Source organism: Microcoleus sp. B3-A4, assembly GCF_036705385.1.
In the GTDB taxonomy this organism is placed as follows: domain Bacteria; phylum Cyanobacteriota; class Cyanobacteriia; order Cyanobacteriales; family Microcoleaceae; genus Microcoleus.
Genome location: NZ_JAUBUI010000078.1, coordinates 16,525 through 27,840 on the forward strand (window position 1 = coordinate 16,525; position 11,316 = coordinate 27,840).

General features: G+C 44.5%; 5 protein-coding genes. 1 reads left to right on the forward strand and 4 read right to left on the reverse strand.

What is annotated here, in order from left to right:
* Positions 1-41 precede the first annotated feature (41 nt).
* The 4 genes from QUB33_RS23435 to QUB33_RS23450 form a co-directional block, all read right to left on the reverse strand.
* Entirely contained in the window at positions 42-1,904 is a 1,863-nt protein-coding gene (locus QUB33_RS23435; RefSeq protein ID WP_333355000.1) for a tetratricopeptide repeat protein, read from the reverse strand.
* A complete protein-coding gene (locus QUB33_RS23440) occupies positions 1,897-5,988 on the reverse strand; it encodes a tetratricopeptide repeat protein (RefSeq protein WP_333355002.1) in 4,092 nt (1,363 codons plus the stop codon). Before QUB33_RS23440 ends, QUB33_RS23435 begins: the two co-directional genes overlap by 8 nt.
* A 24-nt stretch (positions 5,989-6,012) precedes the next feature.
* The gene (locus QUB33_RS23445) at positions 6,013-8,796 is read right to left on the reverse strand and encodes a tetratricopeptide repeat protein (protein ID WP_333355005.1); all 2,784 of its coding nucleotides are present in this window, start codon (positions 8,794-8,796) and stop codon (positions 6,013-6,015) included.
* 277 nt (positions 8,797-9,073) lie between these two features.
* Positions 9,074-9,931 carry a calcium-binding protein gene (locus QUB33_RS23450; protein WP_333355008.1) on the reverse strand — a complete coding sequence of 286 codons (858 nt, stop codon included), beginning with the start codon at positions 9,929-9,931 and terminating at the stop codon, positions 9,074-9,076.
* Between the two features lie 866 nt (positions 9,932-10,797).
* On the opposite strand from QUB33_RS23450, the gene QUB33_RS23455 reads away from it, so the two are divergent.
* On the forward strand, positions 10,798-11,103 hold the full coding sequence (locus tag QUB33_RS23455) for a transposase (protein ID WP_333355011.1): 306 nt from the start codon (positions 10,798-10,800) through the stop codon (positions 11,101-11,103).
* The last annotated feature ends 213 nt before the right edge of the window (positions 11,104-11,316 follow it).

Here is an 11,316-nt window from a genome sequence, read left to right on the forward strand (position 1 = left end):
GGTATTACCTCCTTACAAGTTGTTCTAATCTTAGCTCAACTTTATTCCCAATCAAACTGCCTCCCCAAATATTCCTCTAATTCCTGATTGTAAGGTCGGAAATAATCGCTCAACCTGTCGCGAACCGATTCATTTACCCGCTGATAAGAACCAGGATTAGCATTTTGGTACTCAGACAATTGATATTCCGGCAAATCTAAAAATTCTAAAACCTGCTGGACTATAGCCGCCGCATCTGCATAAAAATCTTCGCTTTTCAAAATTAACAACTGTTCTTGGCGAAAGAAAGTCCGCCAGTTTTTAATAAATTCTATGTACCTACCGCGAGCTAAATAATTTCCTGGTTCCTCGCCGATGATGTATTCGGGATTTTGATTCAACCGTTCAATTTCATCGCTAATTACTCGATCGAGCGATCGCACTTCCCAATTCAAGCCAGTCAAGCGGTAAAATTGAGAAATAGCCCGATCGACCGGATTTCGCAAAAGTACAATCAGTTTAGCCTCTGGAAACACGCTGTAGAGCCGTTCCGGTGCTTCCCGAGAGTCAAAATAGCTCGGACTTGCTTCGCCCGTCAAAAATTGCTCTCCCGGAGGCATTGGCGGAAAATGAGCCAAATACCAATCAATCCCTCTGTCAAAGTACCACGAGAAAAAATCCATCTCCTTTTTAATCGGAGTCAAAATTTGCGGGTGTTGGGCTAAATAAGTATAAAGAGAAGTTGTGCCGCACCGCTGAGAACCAATAATTATAAAGTTAGGAAATTGGACTGGTTTTAAGTTCCAATTTTGTAGAACAGGCATCTTGCCTGTATCTGCTTGTAGAACAGGCATCTTGCCTATTCTATTACTTATAATAGATGCAAAACTTTGTTTAAAACTGACAGTTCGATAAAAATCAATCGCCTCGGAAATTTTACCTTGCCTCGTCAAAGCTTCTCCCAAATTCAGATAAGGCCAAAAAGCCTCCGGTTTAGCTGCAACAACTTGGCGGCACAAGTTCTCAACTTCATCTAGCTTATTTTGCCTAACCCAAACTTCCCACAAATTGTAATAAAACCACCAAGGAAGATCTGGATTTATTTCTATTGCTTGGAAAAATGCTGCCGCCGCTTCCTCCCAATATTTTTGGTGGCTCAGAACAGCACCTAAATTGTAATAAGACCAGCAATCATCTGGTTTTTGGGCGACAGTTGCGCGAGATGAGGCTAATGCCCGATCCTCTTCGAGGGCTTCGCTAACGCACTTTTCTTGCTGCTGCAACAACTCCTCTAATTTTCCTGAGATTTCTGCACAGTTCGGCATATTTGTCAATAGCAAATTGTAAAAAATAATTGCGCTTTTTGGGCGATCGTACTTTGCTAAATTCTTTCCTAGCTGCCAATAAAATTCCCAATTTTCCGGTGTAATTTGCAATTGAGATTGTTCTAACACTGACTTCAAATCAGACTCTGTTTGTCTGAGAGCATATCCCAACTTCTCGTAAATTCCCGGCAAATCTCCGTCAATTTCAACAGCTTCTAAATACGTGGCGATAGCTTCATCCCACTGTTTTAGTTGAGTTAAAGCATCGCCTAAATTGCAAAAAGACCAAGCAAAACCAGAGTTTAGTGCAATCTCGCAGCGGTAAGCAGCAGCAGCTTCTTCCCATTGCCTAAGTTTCAGCAAAGCATCGCCCAAATTGTGATAAGACCAGGAAAAATCTGGATTTAACTCCACAGCTTTTTTGTAAGCAGCGACAGCTTCCTCCCATTTCTCAAGTTTCAGCAAAACATCGCCCAAACTGTGATAAGACCAAGAAAAATTAGGATTTAATTCAATAGCTTTTTTGTAAGCAGCAACAGCCTCATCAAACCGACCGCTTTCTTGCAGGGAATTACCCAAATCGTGGTAGTCATTATCCATGCACAACTCCTGCAATAGCCAGTAATTTTTCCAGCGAGTTCAAATTCAACCGCATATTCTTATGTAAGGGTTTTGTCGGAGTTCCCTCATCAACCAAATCACCAATTAAATAGTAATGTTCCAAACCGCACAAATTGCTAATCATCCAATAACAATGCGGAACGTAAAGGGGAGAAAAAATCTCAATTACCTTAGTTCCCGGACTGCAAAAAACTAAATTTGTCAACCCCCCTCCGTGGGGTGCGACAACTACTTTAGCAGCAGCCAAACACGCTGCTTGTTCCGGTACCGACATCGTTTCCAACTTGACACTGCGAAACCCAAATTTTTCTAAATATTGAATTACCTCTTCATCGTTGACAATCCGCCGATAGGATGCTTGTTGGCGGCTGATATAAATTCGCTCTGAATAGTCTGTCTTTAGTGGCTGTTGTTCACTTAAAAATGTCTGTTTGAGAAATTCACACTTCCATTTTGAAACCGCCCCCGCTCCGTCATAAGATATTGATGGAACTATTAATTTATCGGCGGTAATGTGTAAATTGCAGCGACTTTCTAAAAGTTTATCTTGAGAAATTCCTAAAGTATCTAAAGTTTCTGCTTGATAGGAAGAATCCGAGGCATTGACAACAAACTTATCTATAGTTTCTATCAATCCGCTCCGCTGTAAAAGATCAAATCGCGTAATCACATCAAACATCCAATGAAAATAAGCGGCTCCACCCCAGCGAGCAGATAAAAAAGCTACATTTCCATCGACGTGTTCAGCGGGAGGCAATTTGTCGGAAGTGATTACCAATTCAGCACAACCCATTGAAATATCAGCAACAAGTTTATTGTCTGAAGTAATCACGGCGGTAGTCACAACATCTGCCCAAGCTCGTCCGTTTGGCAAGACGGCAACAAAAGCTTTTCTGGAATGACTTTGATGTTCCCAAAATCTGCGGCTGCTGTCGATTGTTTTGGAATTAAATAAATTGATTTGACTCGCAGGATGGATGTCAATGCAGGTGAGGTTAGGATTTGATTCTGCTGCAACGGTCAAATCTTCTGTAAACCCACAGTATTTTTCGAGAATACTTAAGGGTAAATTTTGATTACTGCATTTTGCCCGATCGCTCTCATCGCCTTCTCCTTGTTGTTCGAGAGCATAACCTATATTATCGTAAGCTTCAAACAAATCGGGTTTAATTTGCAGGGCTTTAACTAAATTAGTGATTGCAGGTTCCCACTGCTGTTTGGCAATTAAACTCAAACCCAATCCTTCGTAACACCAACAGGATTTTGGGTCGAGATTGCTGCCTTTTTCATAAATGGCGATCGCCCTTTCCAATTCCCCTTGATGCCGCAGTGCATCACCCAACTTTTTGTAGAGCCAACTATGCTCAGGTTCTAGCTCAATAGCACCACCAAAAGCCCCTGCTGCTTCGGGCCACTTTTCTTGTAATTCCAGAACTTCCCCCAAACTATTGTACAACCAACAATCATCGGGATTTAATTCAATGGCTTTGCGGTAAGCCGCCGTCGCGTCCTCCCAATTTTCCAGTGCAACCAAAGCCTTACCTAATCTCTCGTAAGACCAACAAAAATCGGGATTTAGTTCAACTAACTTACCGTAAGCAACAGCAGCTTCCTCCCACTCAGAAAGCTCCATCAGCACATCGCCTAAATTGTTGTAAGTCCAACAAAAATCGGGATTTAACTCAATAGCTTTGCGGTAAGCAGCAGCGGCTGCGTCGTGTTCCTCAATCGCCTGCAAAGTTTCCCCCAAAAAGTGGTAAGCCCAACTAAAATTAGGGTTGAGTGCGATCGCCCGTTGGTAAGCGGCCCGAGCTTCGTCAAACAGTTCTTTCTCTTGCAGAGTTTTACCCAACTTGTGGTAAGTTAAGTAGTTGCCCGACTTAATTTTAATCGCTGTTTGATAGCGAGCGCTCGCCTCATCCAAATAACCCGCATTTGCTGCAGCATCCCCCAACTTTTCCCAACCCAGAGCCAACAGAGTTTGCTCTTCGCCCAAATTTTGATTGCCGATTTTTTTGACAAGCAGTTGATAGCCTTTGTGTACTACTTCTAACTGACTTCCAAATATTTCCAAAAAAACATCTATCCCAATTTTAGTATCTTGCTCCGGGCTGTCGGGAAACGTAAACTCGTAATCGTCGAAAATCATCAATCCCCCAACTTTCACCAACCTCCAAGATAAAATCGCATCTTGCAGAGCACTGGTGGGTTTGTGACAGCCGTCAATGTAAGCAACATCGTAATATTCCGAAGCCAAATTAATTAACAAATCTTGAGAGTAACCTTCTAATTCAATTACCCGATCTGCTGCTCCCGTTTTAACAATATTGCCCTTAAAATGTTGTTGAAAATACAAATCAATACAAGTAATTTTTGCCGTCGGATGAGTTAAAATATTATCCAGCAGCCAGCAAGCCGACATTCCCTGAAAACTGCCAATTTCCACAACTTGAAAATCCGCTATTCCGGTAAATTCCTGCAAATGCCGTTGCCAAATAGGAATATTGTGGGTAAACCAATCTTGGGTAAATTGATAATCTTTCGCCGCACACTCAGCCCAACCCCTCAATTCGGCAGCTTTTTGGTGGCAAATAATTGCTTCTTCTAATTCCCCTAATTGCGGTAAAATATTTCCTAAATCGTTGTAAGGCTTAGAATTGCTCGGATCGATTTCTATTTGGTGGCGGTAAGCGGCAATTTGTGCGTATAACTCCTGTTGTTTCGCCCGCACATTATCCAGTTGAGCGACAACTTCCGCAGCGTTGGGTTCAATTTGCAGCGCCATGCTATAAAATACGATCGCACCTTCCAACTGCTTCTGTTTTGCTAAACTATTTCCTAAATTTATATAAAACTCCGCTCCATCTAACTCAATTCCCAGCAATTTGTGGTAAATTTTCCCGCTTGCAAGTACCTCAATAGCTTGACAATAAGTTTCGATTGTGCTGTCTAAACCCGATTCGCTGCGCTTCCGCAAAACATATCCCAACCGCTGATTAATTCCCGTCAAATTCGGCTCAATCTGAACCGCGTGCAGGAAAGCAGCCACAGCTTCATCCCAGGAGTTTTCGCAGGTGAAGGCAATTCCCAAATTGACATAAAACCAAGGAATATTTGGATTTATTTCAATAGCTTTGCGGTAGCAACTAATAGCTTCCTGCCACAGTTGTTTTTGAGCCAAAGCGTCCCCTAAGCAATTGTATGCCCAGTAGGAATTATCATTAATTTCCAGAGTCTGACGGTAACATTTAATGGCTGCATCAAAATCGCGCTTTTGCGCGAAAACATTACCTAAACCCACGTAAGCACGAGCGTAGTTGGGATTGAGTTCGAGGCTCTTGTTGTAACAGGCGATCGCCCGATCGAATTCTCCTCGCTCCGCCCAAGTTTTACCCAAACTGTGGTAAGATTCAAACGAATTTGGATTGATGGCAATGGCTTGTCGGTAATTGGCGATCGCCTCATCCCACCGCTTCTGACCAACCAGCATTTCTCCCAAATTGTGATAAGCTGTTGCCAGCTTCGGGTTTAACCCAATTGCCCGGGAATAACACTCAATAGCGCGATCGAACTTTCCCAATTCAACCAAACTATTTCCCAGAGTGACTTGTTCCTCCGCAGTTGCCCAATTCGGCTCGATATTAAAAGCTTGATACCAACAGTCTGCCGCCTCTTCTTGCTTCTCTAACTGCGTCCAAATTTTCGCCAACTGCCGATAAACAGCAGCAAAATTCGGCGCTAGCGAAATTGCTTTTTCACAATTGGCGATCGCCTTTTCCCACTGTTTCCCCTGAGAATACAAAATGCCGAGATTAGCATAAACTTCCGGCAAATTTGGATTGCGATCGATCGCCCTTTCATACCACTGCTTAGCTTGCTCGATTTCACCTCGAACCTGCATCACCTTTCCCAGCGTCTGGCAAGCTGCCGCCAAATTCGGTTCAATTTTCAAGGCTGACTCGCAAGCAGCAACAGCCTCATTCAACTTTCCTTCTGCGAAATAAACTTCTGCTTGCCGACTCAAATCAACCGCTGCCTTTTCCATCTTCTCAATCGAGGGCATAATTAAACTTGCTCCAGACACCAACTAAGCCAAACCCACCACCTCAACCATCCTTTTCAGGGAACTCACGTTCACTAAAATATCCTCAGTCAGCGAATTCTGATACATCAACTGTCTAATAGGATAGCATTCAAAAGCCTCGCCAGTTAAAAAGTAATGTTCCAACTGCAAATACTGACTGATTCCCCAGTAATAATGGCTGATATAGTGAGGCGACACCAACTCAATTACTTTAGTTCCCTGGCTACAAAAAATTGTATTTGTCAAGCCGCTGCCGTGGGCAGCCACTATCACCTCAGCGTGGTAAAAATGAGCAATTTGCTCTGCCAAAGACAGGGACTCAGGTAAAATAGAAACAAAGCCAAAGTTCTCCAAAACCTCAACCACATCTTCCTCGTTCAAAACTCGTCGGTATCTTGCTTTGCTGCGGCTGATATAAATGCGTTTTGGATAGCTCGAACTAGGTAAAATTCCCTTGAGAAACTCCCGCCTCAAAAAATCCATCGCCCACCCAGAAGGCCAGCCCAAATATCCCGCAAAAGAAGGTACAATCAACTCGGTTGCTTGTATGTGAGGCAAGCGATCGCTCTCCAAGACTTTTTCTTCGGGAATGCCCAAAATTCTCATACTTTCCCGCTGAAATTGGTGCTGACAACTATTCACCAAAAACCAATCAATTTCCGCCAAATCCATACCGCTGTGCCGCAGCAATTCTATCCTCGGCAAAACATCAACCATCCAGTGAAAATAGACATTTCCCGACAAACCCGAAAGCACGGCCACCCTGCCGTCAATTTGCTTGAGAGACGGGAAGGATTCTAACTTAAACACGCTGTGTTTTCTAACATCATGCTTTTCGCATCCAGGTAAAAACCCCGGATAATCTCTCGACACATCAGCCAACAAATAATTGTCAGGAGTAATTACAGCTATCGCCTTGCAAATCAGCCAATAATTTTCCTGGGGAACAATCCAAACTCGGCCGTTGGGAATTGCAGCCACAAAAGTCTTGGGCGACTGCACAGGTATCGGTTGCGAGTTGGACAAACGGCAAACTCCCCAACCCAAATGCACTGGATCGAACCACTTAGAAAGTCGCTGCAAACACAGCCCGCAAGTTAAACCGGCACACTCGGAATTTGCTAATTGGGAATTGGCGATCGCAAATTGGGAAGTCGAAATATTTTCTGCACTTGTTTCTGGTGCAGATTTCCAAAATATTTCCACATAATTGTCAGCATCCAACTTAGCATTAACCAGCCAATCCCAACTCGATAAATAAATACCCTGAGGAGGTTTTAGAGAATTGTGAGCGGGCGAGATAAAACTCTCTTTTTTCCACTGTTTCTGCTCCCCATACCCGTGCAATTGCAGATCTAAAACCTTTTGATAATAATCAATCGCCCGTTCCCAGCGCCCCTGTTTTTCCAGCATTTTGGCCAACTCAAAATAAACCTGCGGTAAAGCAGGTTGAATCGTCAAAGCCATGCGGTAAACTGCAATTGCTGCACTCAACCGCTTTTGCTGGGCTAAGGAATTTCCCAGCCGCCAGTATATCTCTGCATTCTGTGGCTGAATTTGCAAAGCTTTTTGATAATAAGCAGCGGCAGATTCGTGTCCGCCGTACTCTGTTAAAGCATTTCCCAAATGCAAGTAAATTTCGCCTAAATTATCGCAAATTTCAGCAATTGGTAATTGGGCATTGGGCATTGGGCATTGGGGATTAGGAATAGTTTCTTTTTCTTCCTTCTTCCCTCTTCCTTCTTCCTTCTTCCTTCCCATCAATGCTGTGAGAAATCGATCGCACGCAGCGATCGCCCTTGACAATTCATCATCTTCAACCGCCGCAACTCTGCGCCTGTCTCCCAAGCGGCAGTAAGCCTCAACAAAATCAGGCTTCAGAGCTATTGCCCGCTCAAAATAAGGCATGGCTTCAGCAATTTTGCCCAAAACCATCAAAGAAAACCCGGCGTCTGTATAGCCCGAAATATAGTCGGAATTGATCTCGATCGCCCGATCGAAACAAGCAACCGCCGCGGAATGTTCCCCCTGTAATTGCCACGCTTTCCCCAAATTGTAGTGAGCCAAAACCATGTCCGGCTCCAACTCAATAGCTGTGAGGTAAGATGCGATCGCCCTTTCCGGACTTTTTTCCAGCAAGGCTTGACCCAAATTATTGTGCAGCGTCGCCCAATCCGGCTTAATCTCCATCGCCCGCTGGTAAACCTCGATCGCCTCAGCAGCCCGATCGTCCTTGAGCAAAATCACACCCAGATTGCTGTAAGCTTCCACGTAATCCGGCTTCAGAGCGAGCGCCTGTCGGTAGGTATCCATTGCCGCTTCGAGCTGGCTATTTTCATCTAAAACCACAGCCAGATTGTATAAAGCATCGAGATAATCCGCTTTTTGGGCGATCGCATTTCGGTAACAGTCGAGCGCCCCCAACAAATTACCCTGCTTGTGAAAAATATTTCCCAAGTTATAATGAACTTCCGCCCAATCTGGTTTCAAATCCAGAGCTTGTCGGTAGTGAAAAACCGCCTCATCCAGCCACGAATAGTCGCTGTAAAGTTGACCCAAATAAGCATGAGCCAGAAAATACTGCGGCGAAATCTCCAAAGCTTGCACAAAAGCGTCTCTTGCCGCCGTCGGATCGCCTTGAGCTTCGAGGATTTGGCCTAAAGTCGTGTAAGCCGAGGGCGAAAACGGTTGAAGTTCGATCGCCTTTTTGCAAAACTCGATCGCCTCAGTTAACTTACCCCGGTTCAAATAAATTTGGGCTTGCCGGATATATTCTTCAGTGCTCATTGCTAGCCAGCAGTTGCGGTTTCTTTACCGCTTCAGTAAAACCTAGAAATTCTAATTTAAAAACTTTGTATTTATATTTGGCCCGATCGGGCGATCGATTAATTTTATCAATAGCTGTCCCTCTATGTTTTTTAACTGCCCCTGCTTCTGTTCCTGCATTGAATATTTCAACCTCACCCCGCTTGTAGCAGAGTGAGGTTGAAATCCTTGAAAACTACCGGCTTTGTGAGAACAGCCCAGAATCTTATCCGGTGCTGCCCCACAACAGCCAGTTGTTTTAGAACAACTCGAAGTTGTTCGAGGTAATCGTCAGCCCAGGCTGCAACTGAGCAACAGTTAGCACTCCGTTGCTGCCGTTGAAGTACAACGTACCGTTTGTTGGGTCGTAGACCAACTTGTTCGTCCCGGTTGCTCCTGCGTTGGCTGCGTTGAAATTAGAAACGACGACAAACTCGCTTGCCTCGAAGGTGCTGCCCAAACCAGAGAACACACCACCCTGCTTCAAGCGGATCTTATCTTCACCTGGGGCAAAGTCAGTGATCGTGTCTACGCCATAATCGCCACCGCTGGAGAAGAAGTAGAACGTATCGCTGCCAGCACCGCCGGTCAGGACATCAGCGCCTCTGTCGCCAGAGATAAAGTCATTGCCAGAACCACCATCGACAGTATCGTTTTCTTTACCGCCGAACAGGCTGTCGTTGCCGTCGCCGCCGCCGACAACATCACTACCTTGACCGCCAAAGACTGTATCGCTGCCTGATCCGCCGAGTACGGTGTCGTTGCCTCTGTCGCCAGAAATCAAGTCATTGCCATCACCGCCATCTACCAGGTCATTCCCTTTACCGCCAAAAATGAAATCATCGCCCGTGCCGCCAGCGACCACATCGTTGCCACTGCCTGAAAGGATGGTATCGTTGCCGTCGCCGCCGCCGACACTGTCATTGCCGCCGCCGGTAATAATCAGGTCGTTGCCACCGCCACCAGCGACCACATCGTTGGCCCCAAAAGTCAGGATGATATCGTTGCCTGCGCTGCCGTTCAACCTGTTGTCGGCACCCAAGCCGACAATGTTTGAGCCACCGCCAGGTAGAGTTACTGAACTTACTGGTTGTGTTGGATTAGTTACCTGTGTCATTTACACTCCTCCTAAAAGATCAATCATTTTTCTACAATACACTTTTCCCTCCAAAGGGATTCAATAAATGAAACCGGACATCGGTTGAGACCCTAATTGACCCGGCTGCTATAAGCTGTCATGTAATTTAAATTGTCAGCAGCGAGCCTGAGAGCGCGAGTTGAATCCTGTATTAGTTGAGCAGCAAATCTCGGTTGTTTCCTGCTTTTGACTCTCGACTCCACCACTGCCTCCTGTAACACGAAAATATTCCCGTTAAACGTTTGCGAGTTTACCATAATGACCGTCGGTGTGGCTAGTCATTATTAAAACAATAGCCGGAAGATACACAGAGACCATTTTTAATGGGAGTATGCTCTCAAGATTGAGAAGTTGCACCGGACCCTTGGCACTGTCGATCGCCGGAGAGTTCGATCGCCCGCGATGGGGCTGGAACTGAGTTGCGATTTCTTTTAAGTACACTGTACTTGACCAGACTTTTGATTTTTGCTAATAGTTCCCCAGAAATCAAAATTTTTTAGCTGGCTTTGAAAGCAAGCCCGTGCACGCTGAAGGTCGGATTCAATCAAAAGTGCCTCCCAACACAGTCCCGGACGGGCTTTTGAGCCTCATCACCTTGATGTTTCCAGCCAAATCCCTCACGCTCAACGCAGGATTTTGGCTAAAAAACCCAGTTTTTCAACCACAATCCGTCATTTCAACCATGATCCACATCCATCCGGACAATCAGACAATGCAGCGCTCGTCTTTTGGTCAAGTTGGGATGAACGGTGGGCCCGTAGAGTTGTGACGATACTGTCACTAGATTTTAGATTTTAGATTTAGTCCAGAGATGAATTTGGGAACTGGAACTAGGATATAAAATTTTGGGCTGCTGGCGAATCCTGCCCCTGTTATGGGTTGGCGCAATTGTAGTTATGAATAATTTACCTGTTGATAATGCTGAAGCCATCAGTTTTTTGATTGCATCTATCGGAGCCAAGGTAAAATTCTTACCTCCCTACTCGCCAGATTTATCTCCGATAGACTTGTATTGGGCCAAAATCCAAGCGATTTTCCGTTCTGAAGTATATCCACCTTCAAATGTTCTTGATGAAGCGATTACTAAAGCTATTAATGCTTTTACTGATGAAAATGCTTTGCCATTCTTTCATCACTCTGGTATTTTTTGAGAACTAATTAAATAGTTAATTTTTGGGATACATTCGATAGCTAATACCTGTGACTAAAAATTTCATTTCTCCAAAAAAAAATACGTAAGGATTCAGGTAAAAAATAGTTCATTCAGAGCGGAGAAATATGGTAGTCTAGTCAGATGAGCGAAAAATCAGAGTTATTAGCACTGAAAAGGGAAATAGTTGACCAGTTGAGCCGTGAGGAACTGA